The organism is Komagataeibacter medellinensis NBRC 3288, from assembly GCF_000182745.2.
Lineage (GTDB): Bacteria > Pseudomonadota > Alphaproteobacteria > Acetobacterales > Acetobacteraceae > Komagataeibacter > Komagataeibacter medellinensis.
In genome coordinates this window covers 1,154,661-1,171,884 of sequence record NC_016027.1, presented here as the reverse complement: position 1 = coordinate 1,171,884, position 17,224 = coordinate 1,154,661, and the positions used below count along the sequence as shown (strand labels likewise).

The window sequence follows — 17,224 nt, the reverse complement described above, 5'->3', positions numbered from 1 at the left end:
CACGGTCAGGGATGGGCGGGTGTTGCAGGTTTTGCTGTAGGCGGGACGACGGGTGGCGCTTCTTTCTCCGCAGGTGCCGGGAGGGCAGGTGCAGCAGGCGTGGCTGGCGTTGTGGTGGCGGGGGGCGTGGTGGAAGGTGCCGCCGGTGTTGCCGCCTTTGGCGGGGTGGCCGGAGTGGTTACAGGGGTTGCCTGTGTCTTGTCATCATGGATTGGAGGTTCCGACGCCACCGGCAGGCCAGCCATGGCGCGCACGACCCGCAGGCCCTCCTGCAACTGGAAATCGGTGGTGGGCTTGGTCGGGTCGAACGTGGGCCAGTTGGCGGGTGGCTGCGAGGGAATGGATTTGGCAATGGCGGGCAGGTCGGTGCGTGCGGGGGGCTGGGCGGTATTGCCGCCACGGTTTTTGATGATATGGGCCAGATCGGCTTCGTGGATGCTGTAGCCTGCATCATCATGCGCTTCACGCACGGCGATGTCGGGTATGATGCCAAGCCCCTGTATGGACCGGCCCGATGGCGTGTAGTACCGCGCCGTGGTCAGGCGGATCGCCCCTTCGCCCGGAATGGGCAGGATGGTCTGCACCGATCCCTTGCCGAAAGTCTTTTCACCCAGCAGCACGGCGCGCTGGTGGTCCTGCAGCGCGCCGGCCACGATTTCGGATGCGGAAGCCGACCCACCGTTAATCAGCACGACAATGGGCAGGCCATTGGTAATGTCGGTGTTATGGGCATCCCAGCGCTGGCTGTCTTGCGGATGGCGGGCGCGGGTGGACACGATCTCGCCACTACGGATGAAGTCGCCCCCCACGTCGATCGCCTGCGTCAGCAGTCCACCGGGATCGGAGCGCAGGTCAATGACCAGCCCTGCCATCTTATTGTGGGTCTGGGCCTGCAGCTTCTTGTAGGCCGCCAGCAGGCCGGACTGGGTCTCCTCGTTGAACTGCGCGATTCGGATATAGCCCACATTGTCATACAGCGCGGATTTGATGACCAGCAGCGGGATGATCGCGCGCGTCAGCGTTACGATGATGGGCTTGGGCGTCTTTTCACGGATCAGGGTGAGCGTGATGCGGGTATCGGGCTTGCCACGCATCTGGGTCACGACCTGGTCCAGCGCCTGACCATCTATGTTCTTGCCATCAATGGCCACGATGAAGTCACCGGGCTTGATGCCCGCGCGGGCAGCGGGCGTGTCATCAATGGGAGAGACCACGCGCACATGCCCGTCCTCGCCCTGTACTTCCAGTCCCAGCCCGCCAAAGGAGCCCTTGGTCTGCACCTGCAGGTCGGAGAACTGCTTTTCCGTCATGTAGGAGCTGTGCGGATCAAGCCCGCTGAGCATGCCGTTGAGCGCGTTGGTGATCAGGTCACGTGTCGAGACTGGCTCGACATAATTGGCCTTCACCTTTTCCAGCACGTAGCCGAACAGGAACATGAGCTGTTCGATCTCGTGCGGGGAGTTGTCATCCTTGGAGGCGGTATCCGCCGCATGGGCCATGGGGGCCAGACTGGCCCACCTGCTGACTGAATAATAGGTAATCTGCGGGGCCGCCACGATCCCTGCAAGAAAGGCGCAACCGATCAGCAAGCCATTACGGAACTTCATGCGTCGTTGTCTCCTGGATGCCCGCCACCTTGGTCTGGCTGGCCTGCATGTACTCTTCGCGTTGCGTTGTAACGTGATCTGGCCCATCCGTCACGGGTGGGCAGCATATACCGAACCTGCATGCGGATAAAACCGTATCAAACACCTTGATTACAGATACGGCGCCGGATTGATGGTGCCCCCCCCGTGGCGTAACTGCACGAACAGGGTGGGTCTGCTGTCCTTCCCGCTCCATTGCGGCATCTGGCCTACAGCTGCCCCGTGACTGACCTGTTGGCCTGCCGCCACCGCGATCTCGCCCAGTCCTGCCATGACAAAACGGTAGTGCTTGCCGCAATCAAGGATCATCATCTGTCCATACGTGCGGAAGGCACCTGCAAAATCCACCCGCCCCGTGCACGGCGCGCGTACGGTGGCACGTGATGGCGGGGCATAGGTAATGCCGGTGGCCGCTCCGCTTTCGGTCGGGCTGCCCCACGTGGTTAGTACGCTGCCCGCAACCGGGGCACCCGCGCTGGCGGCAGCGGGGGTGATGCCGGGCCCGGCGCCTGTTTCCATTTCATGTACTTTCTGCCGCGCGGCGTTGGCGGCCTGCACGTCATGGGCGCGCTCGGCCGCACGGACCACCTGTTCAAGGTTCTTTTCCGCCTGTTCCTCGGTCGCTTCAATGCGGGCGATGGCGTCCTGCACGCTGGAGGCGCGGCGTGCGGCATCCGCCACGGCCTGAGTTGCGCTTATGGCTGCGGCATTGGAGCGCTGCTGGGCTTCAAGGGCAGCGCGGGCGGCGCGGTTGACCGTATCGCGCTGGCTTTCGCGCTCGCTGACCACACGGTGCATCTGCTGCTGCTGCACGGCCAGTTCGGTATCAAGCTGGGCAAGGCGGGTGCGGCGGTCATGGATGGCGCGGGTCTGGCGGGCGATATCGGCCATCATGCCGCGTACGACCAGCAGGCCGGTAACCGCGCGGTCGGCGGGCAGGGGCACTGCCAGCAATGTATCGGCGGGGTAGAGGGAAAGCCGCTCGGCCAGTGGCAACAGGGGGGAAAGACGTGCTGTTTCCGATGCCAGTTGCTGGCGCAGGGCAGCCTGTTCGGTATGCAGGTCGGTAATCCGGCTGTCCAGGTCGGCGGCCTGCTGTTCGGTATGCTGCAGGCGGGCCGTGGCATCGACCGTGGCGGCCGACAGGCTGGCCGCCTTCTGGGCATCGGCCTGGGCCTGTTCGCGCGCGGCCTGCTCCGCCTTGCGCCGCTCGTCTAGGTCATGCGTCTGCTGGGCCTGGCGGGCGAGCAGGCTCATGTGCGCGGTACGCGCGGCTTCGATCTGCTGGCGGATTTTCTCTTCGCTGGCGGTGGGGGGGCGTGCCGTGGCATGGCCCGCATGCGTGCTGGTATGCGGGGAATGGCCGGTCGTGGCCCCCCATGCCGGGGCCAGCATGCAGCATGCGGATACGATCCCGCTGGCAAGAACGCCATGCCAGCGGGGGAAGGGCTTCGGGTGTGGTGTCAGGATGGCGTGGACCCGTCCAGTAGCGAGCGCCCGGTCATGGCGGCGGGCTGAGGCAGGCCCATGAGTTGCAGCAGCGTGGGTGCGAGATCGGCCAGGCGGCCATCATGCAGCGTGGCACCCGCCCCGCCACCGGTCAGCACCACCGGCACCACGTTCAGGGTATGGGCGGTATGCGGGCCATTGGTCTCGGGGTCGAACATGGTTTCCGCATTGCCATGGTCGGCAGTGACCAGCAGGGCGCCACCGGCACGGTGAATGGCCTCTACAATCCGGCCCAGCCCGGTATCTACCGCTTCCACCGCCCTGATCGCGGCAGACAGCACGCCGGTATGGCCCACCATGTCGGCATTGGCGAAGTTCAGCACGATCAGGTCGTACCGGCCGCTGTCGATGGCTTCCACCGCGCGGTCGGTTAGTTCGGGTGCCGACATTTCGGGCTGGAGGTCATAGGTCGCGACCTTGGGGGAGGGGACCATCACCCGGTCCTCGCCGGGGAGCTGGTGCTCGCGCCCGCCATTGAGGAAGTAGGTGACGTGGGGGTATTTCTCGGTCTCGGCCATGCGGACCTGTTTCAGCCCGGCATCCGACACGACCTCGCCCAGCAGGTCATGCAGTTCCTGCGGCGCGAACAGCACGGTAATCAGTTCCGCCAGCCGGTCGCTGTAGCGTGTCATACCCACCACGGCAGCGGTATGGACCACTTTCATGCGCCTGAACCCCTCGAAATCGGGCTCCAGCAGCGCATCGAGCAACTGGCGGATGCGATCAGCACGGAAGTTGAAGCTCAGCACCCCATCGCCGTCGCGCATGCCGCCATATTCCCCGATCACGGTAGGTACCACAAATTCATCCGTGGTGCCTGCGGCGTAGGCGCGGTCCAGCACTTCCAATGCATCGCCCGCCTTCTCGCCCTGTCCGGCCACGATGGCGTTGTAGGTCTTTTCCACCCGGTCCCACCGGCGGTCGCGGTCCATGGCGTAGTAACGGCCCGACACGGTGCCGATCTTTACGCCAGCGGGCAGGCTGGCCAGCAGGGTGCTGACATAGTCATGCCCCGACTGGGGTGCGGTGTCGCGCCCATCGGTAAAGATATGGAAGGTTACGGGCACGCCTGCCTCGCGCACAATGCGGGCAAGGGCTGCGGCATGATCCTGGTGGGCGTGCACGCCACCGGGGGAGACAAGGCCCATCAGGTGGCAGGTGCCACCGCTTTTTTTCAAGGCGGCGATAAAATCGCGCATGACCGCGCCTTTTGCCACCGAACCATCGGCAAGCCCGGTGGAAATGCGTGGCAGTTCCTGCATTACAACCCGGCCCGCGCCAATATTGAGGTGACCGACCTCGGAATTGCCCATCTGCCCCTGCGGCAGGCCCACATCCTCACCACAGGTTTTAAGGAAGGCGCGCGGCCCTGTTTGCCACAGCGCATCGAACGCAGGCGTATGTGCGGCGCTTACGGCATTGTCCGCCGGGTCCTCGCGCCAGCCAAAACCGTCGAGCACTACCAGCATAACGGGGCGGGGAGGCTTCTTTGCTGCAACCTGGTCGTTCATTGGGTATTATCTCCCTGTATTTGTTTTGTGTGCATGATGCCCTAAAACCGGCGCGCGTGAAATGCCCGTCTGATCAAAGGAAAGAAACAGCCATGTCCGGTAAAACAGACAATGGGGGCGCGCAGTGTGGCTGCCTGACCCCTGAACAGCTGCGCATACTGCGCGAACATGGGACCGAGCGCCCCGGTTCCAGCCCGCTGAATAATGAAAAGCGTGCCGGTGAATATCGTTGCGCGGGCTGTGGCACGCCGCTGTTCTATTCCGGCACGAAATACGAGAGTGGCAGCGGCTGGCCCTCGTTCTATGATGCCATTCCCGGTGCCCTTGGCACCACGACCGATACCACCCATGGCATGACCCGCACGGAGGTGCACTGCGCACACTGCAACGGCCATCTTGGTCATGTCTTTCCTGACGGGCCGCCGCCGACCGGCCTGCGCTACTGCATGAACGGACTGGCATTGACTTTCGTTCCGCGTGATGGCGGAACCTGATACGGTTACCTAACGATCCTGAAGGAATGAATATGACCGAACCTGCCGCCCCGCATGATGAAGACGTGATTGTCGTCAACCACCCGCTGGTCCAGCACAAGCTTACCCTCATGCGTGAGCGCGATACGTCAACCGGCGCCTTCCGCCACCTGGCGCGTGAACTCAGCCTGCTGATCGGTTACGAAGCCATGCGTGACCTGCCGCTTGAGACGGTGGAGATCGAAACCCCACTCGAACCCATGCAGGCCAAGCGCCTTGCAGGCAAGAAGCTGTGTCTGATTTCCATCCTGCGCGCGGGCAATGGCATTCTGGACGGGCTGCTCGACCTTGTGCCATCTGCCCGGATCGGCCATGTCGGCCTGTACCGTGACCCCGAGACGCTGGAGCCGGTTGAATACTACCTGAAGCTGCCCGATGATGTCGGCAACCGCATCTGCCTGGTGGTGGACCCGATGCTGGCAACCGGCCACAGCGCCGTGGCCGCCATTGACCGGCTTAAGCAGGCGGGTTGCACACGCATGGTTTTCGTCTGCCTGCTGGCTTCGCCAGAAGGGGTTGCCTGCCTGCGCAAGGCGCATCCCGATGTGCGGATCGTCACCTGCGCGATTGACCGGGGGCTGGATAGCCATGGCTATATCCGCCCCGGTCTGGGTGATGCGGGTGACCGCCTGTTCGGCACTAAATAAAAAATATGGGGGTAGCCAACAGGCTGCTCCCACAGTTTTTCAGGATAAGATGGTTTTGGTGAAGCTTTTTTCAAAACATTTCTGAGAATGCCGCCATCTTGGGATCAGTTAGGTATTCAGTTTTTTAAAGTCCGTTGATGTAATTTAAAGCGGTTTATGGATCGCCTGGTCCTGACGGGTGCCCAATGGGCAAAAAATGGAACCGCTGTGCCTTGGCAGAAAATCGGATTGGAGACGCAGCGGAAAGGATAACCGCCTGTCCATCGCGGTAGTATTATGGGTAGCGCGAACAGGCAGCCCGTGGCGGAAGCTGCCGCCATGCGGTATCAGGGTCGGTCGCAGCTTTCCGTCAGGTCATTGTAAACCTGTCCCGCCTGGCAGGTAGGGCGGGGTTTTGCCGGGGCAGCAGGGGTATTGACCAGCGTGGACAGGTCCCGATCATAAATCGAATCATCCTCGGGCGCATTATTGCCGGTGGCGTTATAGATTTCGGGTGCGGCCTGGTAGCTGGCACTGGCTGCTGCGGCCCCCATCGCGGCACCAGCGTAATAGCCACCCCATCCCCATCCCCATCCCCATCCACCACCACCCCAGCCCCAGCCCCAGCCCCAGCCAGGATAGCCCCATCCTCCCCAACCGACATAGGCGGGGAAATAGTAACCACCCCATCCGCCCCAGCCCCATCCACCGCGCCAGCCACCGTCACCGCGCCAACCGTCACCACCATGCCAGCCTCCATCACGACCCATGCTCCCTTCATGAGGGGCAGCATGAGCCTGCATGGCCAGTGGCCCGCATGCCACCAGCGCCAGCATCACGCCTGTCACGACATGTTTCAGCTTGTGCATATTCCGTTCCTGCATATCTGGGTGTGATGTATCGCAGAAAAGCATTGATTGAGGAAAGATCTGACGTCTCATACGTCCTGACCGTTCTTCTTGAGTCTGACGCTGGCCAGCGTCAGGTTGCCGATATTCCATATGGTCATTATCCATCCGGTTTGCACCTGTGCACAGACGGCAATGCGATGTCATGGAAAATGAATGGCGTAACATATGGAATTATTACGCTACATTTTAAAGGTATCCATGCATTTCGCTATCAGCTCAGGATGAGCCGCCCGTTAGGCAAGGGTCATTGTCAGGGTTGGTGCAACGGAATATCCAGATGCGTCACGTCCCGGCGCTGTCGTCAGCCTGTTATGCACCAAAGTATTTCGGAAGAGAAAAAGTCACATATAAACCATGAAATCCAAAAATATAAAGCTGGATACCGGATATTCAATATGGATTTCATTCGGAATATTTTTTGCCCTTATTCTGCTTGCACCCCATCTGGCGTTCATTTCCAGCCATGTCTCGCTATCCAGTAACGAAGGATGGAACGCCTACCTGAGCCAGCGCGCGATGGGGATGGATCCAGCCCCGCTCTATCCGCCATCGGGGCAGATGGTGTTCAACAATTACCCTCCAAGTTCCTTTTATGTCGTAGGCCTGCTGGGCTGGCTGCTAGGTGACATGATCGTGGCGGGACGCATCATCGCGCTTGTGGCCCTGCTGTTCTGTGCTTATGCAGCCGGGCGTGTTGTATGCGTCATGGGAGGCACGCGGACCGGTTCGTGGTTCGCGGGGTTGCTGGTGATCATCTACAGCGCTGTTTTTTATAGTGATTATGTCGGCATGGATGACCCGCAATGGTTGGGGCAGGGCATAGTTATGCTGGGATTGCTGCTGTTGGTGGACAGGGCATCCGCATCAGGGCGAAGCACGGCATGGCGCACGTTTGGCGCGGGTTGCGTGATGGTGGCCGGACTGAGCGTCAAGCATAACATCCTGGCGCTACCTGCTGCGGTAATGGTGTGGCTTGTGTTGACCGACTGGCGGCGCGCCATGGTGTGGCTATCGGGCTGCCTGCTGGCCTTGTGTGTGCTGGGGGGGCTGTTTTATGCCTGCTTCGGGCTGGATTTCGTTCATGGTGTGTTTGGCCACAAGCGTATCTTTTACGGGCATCGCATACTCAAGGGCATGAGTAACGTGGTGGGATTGAGTGGCATGATGGTGGCGGGCCTGTTCCTGCGCCGCATGCGTCTGGCCCATGGGTACGGGCTGCTGCTGGGGTTGTATCTGCTGCTGGCGGTGGCCTTTGCCATTGTGCAGCGCATGGGCACAGGTGTGACGCACAATGCCTGTTTCGAGGCGCTGATTGCCGCAGCCATGTGCGCGGGGCTGGCCGTATCATACCTGCTGAAGGGGGGTACACTTGGCCGCCTGCCTCCGCGTGTTACGCTTGTCGGCATGGCGGGGCTGAACCTGCTGCCAGTTGTGGCCGGCATGCCGACCTACCTGCCCTATCTCTATCGTATCACTGCGGCGGATATCGTGGCGCATGAAGGGGCATGGCAGGACACGATTGCCGCCGTGCACAATATTGATGGCGATGTGGCGTGCGAGACGCTGGCCATGTGCTACTGGGCGGGCAAGCCTGCGGTGATCGACTTCTTCAATTATTCCCAGCACGTTGCGGTCACGCATGAAGCAACGGCGCTTGAACAGGCTGTGGACCGGCAGGCCATTGCAGCCTTCGTAAGCAGTTCGCGCTTCGGGCGGCTGGGGGAAGTGTGGGCGTTTTCCAACCTGTGGCATATTATCGGCTCGCGCTATACCCATGTGCGCGAGCAGGGCGCCGCCTATATCGTGACACCCTGAAGGCTGGTCTTGCCGCCCTGCCGTCGGTCAGGGCCGCCCCACGCCGCGCAGACGATGCAGGGTGATGATGGCCGCCGTCAGTACGATGGCCGCGCAGGTCTGGTGCACGGTGCCCGCCCATACCGGCACTACCAGCAGTAGCGTGGTAATGCCCAGCGCGTATTGCAGCAGCACCAGCCAGCCCAGCGCCACCAGCGCATTATGCACGGGCTTGCCCAGTTGCGGCATGCGCAGCCCCAATACGATGGTCAGGCCAATCACAATGATCGTGGTTGTGGCCAGCAGGCGGTGGTCGAACTGGATGGCCGGAATGTTCTGGAACCAGTTGAGCCAGAACGGGTGCAGCCGCGCGTAGCCCGCCGGGACCAGGTGGCCATCCATGAGTGGGAAGGTGTTGTAGGCAAAGCCCGCATGGGTGCCGGCGGTAAAGCCACCAGCAATGACTGTAATGCCCACCAGCAGGCAGATGGCCCAGACCATGCGGTGGATACGCACCGCTTCAGGCGTTGCGGGAATGAAGGCGGGCTGTGGCGTGCGTACCGAAAGCGCTGTCCATAGAATGGCGATATACAGCGCAAAGGCGCAGCACAGGTGCAGCACCAGCCGCACCGGGGCGACGGCAGTACTGTCCGGGTTGAAGCCCGATGCCACCATGAACCACCCGATGGCACCCTGCAGCCCCCCCAGCACGAAGAACAGGACCAGCCGCAGCGCCAGCCGCCGGTCCAGCGCCCCGGTAATGGAAAACCATACCAGCGGCACCAGCAGTACCATGCCCATCAGCCGCCCCCAGAAGCGGTGTGTCCATTCTGCCCAGAAAATCTGCTGGAACCCCGACAGGCCAAAGCCGTCATGCAGGATCTTGTATTGCGGAATGGTCTTGTACAGCGCGAACTGCCGCTCCCACTCCGCATGGCTTAGCGGTGGGATCATGCCGGTAATGGGCCGCCAGTCCATGATGGACAGGCCCGATCCGGTCAGGCGCGTGTAGCCGCCAAGGGCGATCATGCCAACCAGCATGAAGCAGATTGCAAACAGCCACGTTGAGATACGCTGCCGGTTGCGCAGCTCCTGCGCGGACGGGGGCGTGCGGCCCATCAGGGAGCCGGTTCGGGAATATGCGGACATAACCGGATTTAGACCGCCCTTGCAGCCGCCTGCAAGGCGATGCTAGGCGCGAAAGGAGATATAATGCCGATAACACGGGATGCATGCATGACAGTACCGCATACGGCACACCTTCCCCCGCCACCGGGCAGCCTGCGCGTGCTGGTAAGGCCGGTTGCCATGCTGGCGGGATTCGCAGCCCTTGCGGCCCTTGCTGGCCGTATGCCGTGGGTGCGCCACATGCTCATGGTGGGGCCAGGGCTGCATGCCGGGCCGCAGGGGGCCATGGTGTTCGTGCTGGCGGCCAGCGTGTTCTGTGCCTTCGGGCTGCCACGGCAGGCGGTCTGCTTTGCAGCAGGCGCCGCCTATGGAATCGGGGCGGGATGCGGGCTTGCAACACTTGCCACCGTGGCCGGGTGCCTGTGTGGCTATGGCTGGGGGCGGTGGGTGGGGGGCGTTGGCGTGCGCCTGCCCGCGCGGTTGGGGAGTGTCATGGCGCGGCTGGGTGATTTCGTGCGGCGCGAACCCTTTGCCGCCGTGCTGACATGGCGGCTCATGCCGGTGGGCTCGGCGCTGGTGCTGAACCTGGCCTGTGGCATGCTGGGGGTACGGGTTGTGCCCTTTGCGCTGGCTACCCTGCTGGGCAGCCTGCCGCAGACGGTCGTATTCGTGCTGGTGGGGTCGGGCATGCGGTTTGATGGTCCGTGGCGCACCATCACGGCCGTCGTGCTGTTCGGCCTGTCCGCGTTGGTGGGGTTGTGGCTCATGCGGCGGGTGCGGGCGGGGCAGGGCGCGCGAGTGCGGGTATGGTCATAACGAATTGCAGAAATGTTTTAATTATATGGTGAAAAAGTGGATCCGGCTGGTCTACTAGTCCCGACAGTCTTTTAATATTGGAGTGCCTCATGGGCTCATCCGCAACGGCGGGTCAAGCATCCGAAACATCCATGCCGGGCACGCCCGCCCGCCCGATGGGCTGGATCGCGATCCTGCTGGGGTTTCTGACCGCGGTCGGCCCTGTCTCCACCGATATTTACCTGCCTGCCTTCCCCGAGCTGGAAGCCACGCTGCATGGCCGGGCCGGCTCGGCGCAGATGACGCTGGCCGTATGGTTCGTGGGACTGGCCATAGGTCAGATCACCATGGGGCCACTTTCCGACCGCTTTGGCCGCCGCAGGCCCATGCTGCTGGGCACGGTGGTCTATACCCTGGCCTCGGTCGGGTGTGCCATGGCGCATGACATTCCCACCTTCTCGCTGTTCCGGCTGATCGCGTCGGTCGGTGCGTCCGCCAGCCTGATCATTCCCAGCGCCTGCGTGCGCGACATGTCGCATGGCAATGAATCCGCGCGCCTCATGTCACGGCTGGTGCTGGTGATGGGGGTCGTTCCCATCCTTGCCCCCACATTGGGGGGGATGGTGCTGTCCATTGCATCGTGGCGGTCGATCTTCTGGGCATCGGCGGTGTACGGCCTGATCTGCATCGTGCTGATCTGGCGTGTCCTGCCCGAGACGCTGCGACCGGAGAATCGCAGCGAGTTCTCTCCCGTCACCCTGTTCAGCCGGTATGTCATGCTGGCACGCGACCGGGGCTTCATCACGCATGCCATGATTGCGGGCTTCTCCTGCTTCATGTCCTTTACCTACCTGTCGGCGGCTCCTTCGGTGTTCCGGGGCCAGTTCGGCCTGTCGGCGGCGCATTTCGGCATGCTGTTCGGGGTGTTCGCGGTATGCATGATCGGGGCGTCACAGCTCAATGGCGTGCTGGTGGGGCGCATTGATGCATCGCGCATTCTCGGCATATCGGTCATGGTCGCGCTGGTCGGCACCATTGCCATGACCGCCATGGCCACGGTCATCACCTTTGCCACGCAGCATGGTGGCCATCCGCCATTGTGGATGCTGGGTTGTCTGATCCTGACCATGATGGTGGCATTGGGCACCACGGGCATTATCGGTCCCAACGCCACGGTGGGCGCGCTGGCTGACCATCCACGTTTTGCGGGCAGTGCCTCGGCCTTTGTCGGCACGCTGCAATATGTGCTGGGTGCGGTTGCCGGTGCCTTCGTGGGCATGCTGCCCGCCAATTCGCCTATTCCGATGGCGGGGGTGATGCTGCTGGGGGCTGCGATCATGGTGCTCATGGTGCTGCTGCGCCCCGCTCGTCCACCCGGTGGCACCGTGGCGGAGGAATAAAATCTTCCACTGTCCCGTCCGCCCCGGCGACGCCACCAAAGCATGCATGGCTGCGATAGGTGGGGTTGTCGCCCCGCCGTGTGGAGGCTACAGCGGGGAGCCGTCCGCAGGGGCGACATTTTCGTGAACGGGGCTGGCATGTCCCGAAATTCTGTATGACCACGCAACGGGGACTGCGCACCGATCATGACGACCGCCAAGATCGACCTGAAACAATATATCCGCAATATCCCGGATTTTCCCAAACCGGGAATCCTGTACTACGATATTTCGACCCTGATGCGGAATGCCGATGCCTGGCAGATCGCCATGGGTCGTCTGGCTGCGGCCGTGGCACCGTGGGCGCCGGACATGCTGGCCGCCATCGAATCGCGCGGGTTCCTGACGGCGGCACCGCTTGCCAGCCGCCTGGGCTGTGGCCTGGTCATGCTGCGCAAGCCCGGCAAGTTGCCCGGTGGCACTGTATCCTACAGCTATGATCTGGAATACGGTTCCGATTCGCTGCACATCCAGGCCGATGCAATCGAGCCGGGCCAGCGCGTGGTGGTGATGGATGACCTGCTGGCTACCGGCGGCACGCTAAGCGCATCCGTGCACCTGCTGCGCAAGGTTGGCGCGGATGTGGTGGGCGCTGCCACCCTGATCGAGCTTACGGGTCTTGGTGGCCGGGGGCGGCTGGACATTCCGGTCAAGACCCTTCTTTCTTACGACGAGTAACCGGCAGGCAGGGCGCGGGGCATGTGGCACACGCATCCTTGCATGCTGCTGCCCGGCTGCCCGCCTGTTCGCGCCGGTAGTATGATGTACACTGCATGTGGATCGTGTAAGCAGGGGGGAGGCCGGGTACGGGGATGAGAGGGCTTGAACTTTCCCTGAACCGTTTCCAGAACCAGATCCGCGGGTTCTTCCGGCGTCTGTGGCCACCGGGTGCCACGTTGCGGCAGGACCACCTGCGCTGGCTGTATGCGCCCGGCCTGTTTACCTTCGGCTATGCGCTGCGCACCACCATTACCTCCCTCATTGCGCTGGGCATCGCCCTGTGGTGGGAATTGGGCAGCCCGCAATGGGCGGCGCTTACGGTGTGGATGGTGGCGCAGGGCACGCGCGGCAAGAGCGTGGCCAAGGCGCGGTGGCACCTGTTCGGCATGGTGGTGGGCACCATCTGCGCGGTCGTGCTTGTGGCAGCTTTTCCACAGGCGCCGATCATGTTTATCCTGCTGTTATCGGCCGGGATCGGCATGTTCTGCTTTATCGGCACGCTGCTGCCCGGCCCCGCCACCATGACCAATTACCGTATCCATGGCATGCGGGCGAGCGGCTTTACCTACGCCATCATCTCGCTGGACGGGATTGCCGATCCTGAACATATTTTCATGACGGCCATGGCGCGCGCGACCTATATCGTGCTTGGCATTGTGCTGGAGAGTACCGTCTCCTCGCTGTTCCAGTTCAAGCTGGGAACCCGTGCGCAGGAGCGTCTGACCGCCAATTTCATGACCGCCATCAATGGTGCGGCCCAGACCCTGGCCGCCGTTCTGGCGGGTAACGGGCAGGTGCTGCGGCAGGCGCGGGGCGTGTTTTCCAACATTACTACGCTGAGTGACCAGATCGAATTCGCGGAAGTGGAGATGGGCGCCCATCGCGGGCATGAGGGCGACCATGCCCGTGCCGCCCTTGCGCGTGTGGCCATGCTGCTTTCACGCGGGCTGGACCTTGCGGCGCTGATGCATGGGGCCAACATGGTGCCGGATGCATCCTTCAGCGCGCTATCGGCACGGGTGCGGGCCTTCCTTCAGGACATGGCCCCCCGCCTTGAGGCAAGTGACGACATAGCACCCGTGCTGGCGCAACTGGCCGAACTGCAGGCCGCATGCCGGCAGAGCGTGGTCGACTCGCTGGATGAAGAAATGGGCAGCCCCGGCAGCCCACAGGCCGACGCGCAACTGGTGGCCCTGCTGGCGCAGCAGCGCATGCTCAACACCGCCATGGGGCAGATGCTGGAGGAACTGGAACAGGCGCTGATCCAGTTCGACGCCAGCCGCCACCCCATGCTGCACGATCACTTCCATTACCGCATCAAGACATTCCGCGACTGGCAGCAGGCTTTTACCAACAGCCTGCGGGCATCGGTCACCATTTTCGGATCCGGCGTCATCTGGGTGACCACGTCATGGTCGGCGGGGCTGACGTTCATGATGTTTGTCTCCATCGTGTGTAGTCTGTTTTCTACGCTGGAAAAACCGGCCCTGGCCACGCGGGCCTTCCTGGGGGGGGCGATCATTGCCTCGTTCGTGGCGGGCATACTGGTGCTGTGGCGGCTGGCCGAGCCCACTACGTATGAAATCATGGCCGTCTGTCTGTTCCTGCCCATGCTGGCGGGTGGGCTGGCCTTTGCCTACCCTGCGCTGGTGCTGGGGGCGGTTTCTTACAACCTGTTCCTGCCCATCCTGCTGGGACCGGGCAACCAGAGTCGGCTGGATGAGGTGACGTTCTTCAACACCGCCATGCCGCTGGTGCTGGCACTGTGGTACGCGATGTGGGCCTTCCGGCTGGTGTTGCCCTTCGATACGAATGACATGCGCTGGCAGATGCGTACCAGCATCCTGCGCGGGCTGCGCTATGTCGCGCGCAGCCGTACCCTGCCCACTACGCTGTATGTGGTCGAGCATAATGTGGACCGTTTTGTCCGCCTGCTGACCAATGCGGAAAACACGCCCGATACGATCATTGACGCCTATCTCCAGGGTATCCTGTCAGCCATGACCATCGGGCTGAATGTCATTCGCCTGCGTGCTATCCTGGAGCGGCATATGCTGCCAGCGGAAGCCCAGCGCGTGCTGGGTGAGATGATGGGTCGCATGGCGCAGTTCAGCGGACGTTACGGGGGGCATTACGGCCGGACCGCACGCTCGGCCAAGTTTGCCATCGCTCATCTGCAGCAGATTGCGGGGTATGAGGACAATCTGGGGGTCAGGCTTGAAATCGACAGTGCACTGAGCTGCCTGTATGTGATTTCGTTTGAACTGGACCATAACCAGAGGTTCTTTGACGCCTCCAGCCCCTATCTCGATCCGGTCATGCTCTGACCCGGTTCCATCGGCAACAGGGCCGTGGTTCATGCCGTGGCGGCAGGGCGTACCCAATGGACGCCTGTCATCATCAGGCAATGACAGGCGTGTTTTGGTTATTGGAACTCGGGTTATTCCCGCTATAGCGACGGGATGAAAGTCGGTATTTTCAAACGACTTTTCGAAGCTGTCCCTGATAAAGCCAATATGGAAAACGCCATGGTGCGATGACACGGTGTTCCGGCTTTACAGGGGCAGAAGGGGGCGAAAACAGCCGATCAGACGCGGTGTGACGAACTGGACACCCAAGGCCATCGCCATGATCCACGTTCAGGGCAACGGCTTCGCTTCCCCCATATCCCAGTCAAAATGACGACACGCTTGGGGATGTCTCTTTCCCGGAGTGGCGGATTTCAGGGGGATTCTTGCTGGCAGGGCGTTTGACGTCCACTGGATCGTGGACGCCATACGCGCAAGGGCCTTCTGCGTCGCCATTCCCCAGCGCAGGAACCACATCGACAACAGGTGCCCGTTTTTCAGATACCGCCGTGTGAAAGTTCAGGCGCGGCGTACGATATAGGTTTTGGCCAGTTCCGCTTCCAGAGCACGAGCGTGGTCAGGGTCACGGGCCTCGATCATCACCTCAAGCTCGGCGGCCTGCACGCTGGGCGTGGTGAACAGGCGCTGGTGCGAGACCTCGATGATGTTGCCGCCTTCATCGCTGATCTTGCGTGAAATGTCGGCCAGTACGCCGGGGCGGTCTGGTATTTCCATCTTCAGGCACAAAAGCCGCCCGTCGCGCAGCAGCGAGCGCAGCAGGGTATTGGCCAGGATGCGGCTGTCGATATTGCCGCCCGTGACCGGCAGCGCCACCCGCTTGCCCCGGAACAGTTCGGGATAGGTCAGCACGGCGGCCAGCGCCGTGGCGCCCGCGCCCTCGCTGACCTGCTTGGCCCCTTCCGCCAGCATGGTGATTGCGGTCTCGATCGCACTTTCAGGGACGACCAGCACGTTTGATACCAGTTCGCGGATGACTTCCAGTGGCTGGCGCCCGATCTGGAGCACCGCAATGCCTTCAGCAATGGTGGCGCCACCGGGTGGCATCACCTCATCACCGGGGAAACCTGACAGGGAGGAGAAATTCTCCACCTGTACCCCTACGATGTCCATGTCCGGCTGCAATGCGCGCCCGGCCACGGCACAGCCAGAAAGCAGGCCGCCGCCGCCAATGGGGCAGACGAACGTATCAAGCGGCCCGGCATCCTCGAACAGTTCCAGCGCGAAGGTGCCCTGGCCTGCCATGACTTCCGGGTCATCATAGGGATGGACGAAAACCCGTCCCTCGCGCTGGCACAGCATGTTGGCATGCGCTGTCGCCTCGGCAAAGTTGTCGCCTTCCAGCACCACGCGCGCGCCCCATGCCGCAGTGCGCGTGACCTTGGCGGCAGGCGTGAAGCGCGGCATGACAATGACCGCGTCAATGCCAAGCAGGGAAGCATGGCGGGCCACACCCTGCGCATGGTTGCCTGCCGAGACGGTAATGACCCCACGTTCACGCTCACGCGGGGTTAGCAGGGCCAGTTTGTTGGCCGCACCGCGCTCCTTGAACGAGCCCACGGCCTGGAGGTTATCGAGCTTGAGCACGATATCCGCGCCCGTCGCGCGTGAGAGGGTCTGGCAGGGCACGGTTGGCGTATGCAGTACGCGCCCCTTTATCCGCTGTGCTGCGGCGGTGATGTCTTCAAGCGTGATCACGGTGGGGTGCGCCTAGCCGTAGGTGACTTCCAGGATTTCGTAGGTCCGGTCGCCGCCGGGAGCGGGAACGGATACGGTATCACCAATGCTCTTGCCAATCAGTGACTTGGCCAGCGGCGAAGAAATGGACAGAAGGCCCTGTTTGATGTCGGCTTCATACACCCCCACGATCTGGTAGGAGGCTTCCCTGTCGGTCTCCTCATCCACCAGCTTGACGCGGGCGCCGAATTTCACCTGGTCGCCCGACAGGGCGGCCGGGTCGATGACTTCGGCGGAGGAGACGATCTCCTCCAGTTCCTGGATGCGGCCTTCGGTAAAGGACTGGCGTTCACGCGCGGCATGGTATTCCGCGTTTTCGGAAAGATCGCCATGGCTCCGCGCTTCGGCAATCGCGCGAATGATCGCGGGGCGTTCTTCACTCTTGAGCTTGCGCAGTTCGTCTTCAAGCCGTTGCAGGCCGGGGCCTGTCATCGGAAATTTCTGCAAGGTTTGTCCCCGAGGTGAAGGTCAGTTTCCGCAACTGACTGTTGGTTGCTGTGCCCGGGCCT

General features: G+C 62.3%; 14 protein-coding genes. 7 read left to right on the top strand and 7 right to left on the bottom strand.

The genetic code is table 11. The features are described 5' to 3' along the window. Window positions 1–5: 5 nt before the first annotated feature. The 3 genes from GLX_RS05315 to gpmI all read right to left on the bottom strand — a co-directional run bounded on the left by GLX_RS05315 (window position 6) and on the right by gpmI (window position 4,666). On the bottom strand, window positions 6–1,607 hold the full coding sequence (locus tag GLX_RS05315; protein ID WP_014104988.1) for a S41 family peptidase: 1,602 nt from the start codon (window positions 1,605–1,607) through the stop codon (window positions 6–8). Window positions 1,608–1,757: 150 nt separating this feature from the next. After that, window positions 1,758–3,041, bottom strand: a complete 1,284-nt coding sequence (locus tag GLX_RS05310) for a murein hydrolase activator EnvC family protein (RefSeq protein ID WP_014104987.1) — start codon at window positions 3,039–3,041, stop codon at window positions 1,758–1,760. Window positions 3,042–3,109: 68 nt separating this feature from the next. Next, window positions 3,110–4,666: a 2,3-bisphosphoglycerate-independent phosphoglycerate mutase gene (gpmI, locus tag GLX_RS05305; protein WP_014104986.1), complete on the bottom strand. Its 1,557-nt coding sequence runs from the start codon at window positions 4,664–4,666 to the stop codon at window positions 3,110–3,112. 92 nt (window positions 4,667–4,758) lie between these two features. Between gpmI and msrB the strand changes: the two genes are divergently transcribed. Next, entirely contained in the window at window positions 4,759–5,160 is a 402-nt protein-coding gene (msrB, locus tag GLX_RS05300) for a peptide-methionine (R)-S-oxide reductase MsrB (protein WP_014104985.1), read from the top strand. 26 nt (window positions 5,161–5,186) lie between these two features. Continuing rightward, window positions 5,187–5,846: a uracil phosphoribosyltransferase gene (upp, locus tag GLX_RS05295; RefSeq protein ID WP_014104984.1), complete on the top strand. Its 660-nt coding sequence runs from the start codon at window positions 5,187–5,189 to the stop codon at window positions 5,844–5,846. A gap of 326 nt (window positions 5,847–6,172) precedes the next feature. On the opposite strand, the gene GLX_RS05290 is transcribed toward upp, so the two are convergent. After that, window positions 6,173–6,694 (bottom strand): hypothetical protein, encoded by a 522-nt coding sequence (locus GLX_RS05290; RefSeq protein ID WP_231850408.1) that lies wholly within the window; start codon window positions 6,692–6,694, stop codon window positions 6,173–6,175. A 396-nt stretch (window positions 6,695–7,090) separates the two neighbouring features. On the opposite strand from GLX_RS05290, the gene GLX_RS05285 reads away from it, so the two are divergent. Continuing rightward, window positions 7,091–8,551, top strand: a complete 1,461-nt coding sequence (locus GLX_RS05285) for a hypothetical protein (RefSeq protein ID WP_014104982.1) — start codon at window positions 7,091–7,093, stop codon at window positions 8,549–8,551. A gap of 27 nt (window positions 8,552–8,578) precedes the next feature. On the opposite strand, the gene GLX_RS05280 is transcribed toward GLX_RS05285, so the two are convergent. Further along, entirely contained in the window at window positions 8,579–9,649 is a 1,071-nt protein-coding gene (locus GLX_RS05280; protein ID WP_050856154.1) for a COX15/CtaA family protein, read from the bottom strand. A gap of 117 nt (window positions 9,650–9,766) precedes the next feature. Between GLX_RS05280 and GLX_RS05275 the strand changes: the two genes are divergently transcribed. The 4 genes from GLX_RS05275 to GLX_RS05260 all read left to right on the top strand — a co-directional run bounded on the left by GLX_RS05275 (window position 9,767) and on the right by GLX_RS05260 (window position 14,939). Beyond that, window positions 9,767–10,474 carry a TVP38/TMEM64 family protein gene (locus GLX_RS05275; protein ID WP_050856153.1) on the top strand — a complete coding sequence of 236 codons (708 nt, stop codon included), beginning with the start codon at window positions 9,767–9,769 and terminating at the stop codon, window positions 10,472–10,474. A gap of 89 nt (window positions 10,475–10,563) precedes the next feature. Further along, a complete protein-coding gene (locus GLX_RS05270) occupies window positions 10,564–11,853 on the top strand; it encodes a multidrug effflux MFS transporter (RefSeq protein ID WP_014104979.1) in 1,290 nt (429 codons plus the stop codon). Between the two features lie 186 nt (window positions 11,854–12,039). Continuing rightward, complete coding sequence (locus tag GLX_RS05265) at window positions 12,040–12,570, top strand: adenine phosphoribosyltransferase (RefSeq protein ID WP_014104978.1); 531 nt, start codon at window positions 12,040–12,042, stop codon at window positions 12,568–12,570. A 134-nt stretch (window positions 12,571–12,704) separates the two neighbouring features. After that, entirely contained in the window at window positions 12,705–14,939 is a 2,235-nt protein-coding gene (locus GLX_RS05260) for an FUSC family protein (protein WP_014104977.1), read from the top strand. Window positions 14,940–15,479: 540 nt separating this feature from the next. Here the strand turns inward: GLX_RS05260 and GLX_RS05255 are convergent. Together GLX_RS05255 and greA are read right to left on the bottom strand one after the other, a co-directional pair. After that, a complete protein-coding gene (locus tag GLX_RS05255; protein WP_014104976.1) occupies window positions 15,480–16,676 on the bottom strand; it encodes a threonine ammonia-lyase in 1,197 nt (398 codons plus the stop codon). A gap of 12 nt (window positions 16,677–16,688) precedes the next feature. After that, a complete protein-coding gene (gene greA, locus GLX_RS05250) occupies window positions 16,689–17,162 on the bottom strand; it encodes a transcription elongation factor GreA (RefSeq protein WP_014104975.1) in 474 nt (157 codons plus the stop codon). Window positions 17,163–17,224 lie beyond the last annotated feature (62 nt).

Coding starts and splice junctions, on each gene's coding strand:
- GLX_RS05315 (WP_014104988.1), bottom strand. CDS start 1,607: ATGAAGTTCCGTAATGGCTTGCTGATCGGTTGCGCCTTTCTTGCAGGG.
- GLX_RS05310 (WP_014104987.1), bottom strand. CDS start 3,041: ATGCTGGCCCCGGCATGGGGGGCCACGACCGGCCATTCCCCGCATACC.
- gpmI (WP_014104986.1), bottom strand. CDS start 4,666: ATGAACGACCAGGTTGCAGCAAAGAAGCCTCCCCGCCCCGTTATGCTG.
- msrB (WP_014104985.1), top strand. CDS start 4,759: ATGTCCGGTAAAACAGACAATGGGGGCGCGCAGTGTGGCTGCCTGACC.
- upp (WP_014104984.1), top strand. CDS start 5,187: ATGAATATGACCGAACCTGCCGCCCCGCATGATGAAGACGTGATTGTC.
- GLX_RS05290 (WP_231850408.1), bottom strand. CDS start 6,694: ATGCACAAGCTGAAACATGTCGTGACAGGCGTGATGCTGGCGCTGGTG.
- GLX_RS05285 (WP_014104982.1), top strand. CDS start 7,091: ATGAAATCCAAAAATATAAAGCTGGATACCGGATATTCAATATGGATT.
- GLX_RS05280 (WP_050856154.1), bottom strand. CDS start 9,649: ATGGGCCGCACGCCCCCGTCCGCGCAGGAGCTGCGCAACCGGCAGCGT.
- GLX_RS05275 (WP_050856153.1), top strand. CDS start 9,767: ATGACAGTACCGCATACGGCACACCTTCCCCCGCCACCGGGCAGCCTG.
- GLX_RS05270 (WP_014104979.1), top strand. CDS start 10,564: ATGGGCTCATCCGCAACGGCGGGTCAAGCATCCGAAACATCCATGCCG.
- GLX_RS05265 (WP_014104978.1), top strand. CDS start 12,040: ATGACGACCGCCAAGATCGACCTGAAACAATATATCCGCAATATCCCG.
- GLX_RS05260 (WP_014104977.1), top strand. CDS start 12,705: ATGAGAGGGCTTGAACTTTCCCTGAACCGTTTCCAGAACCAGATCCGC.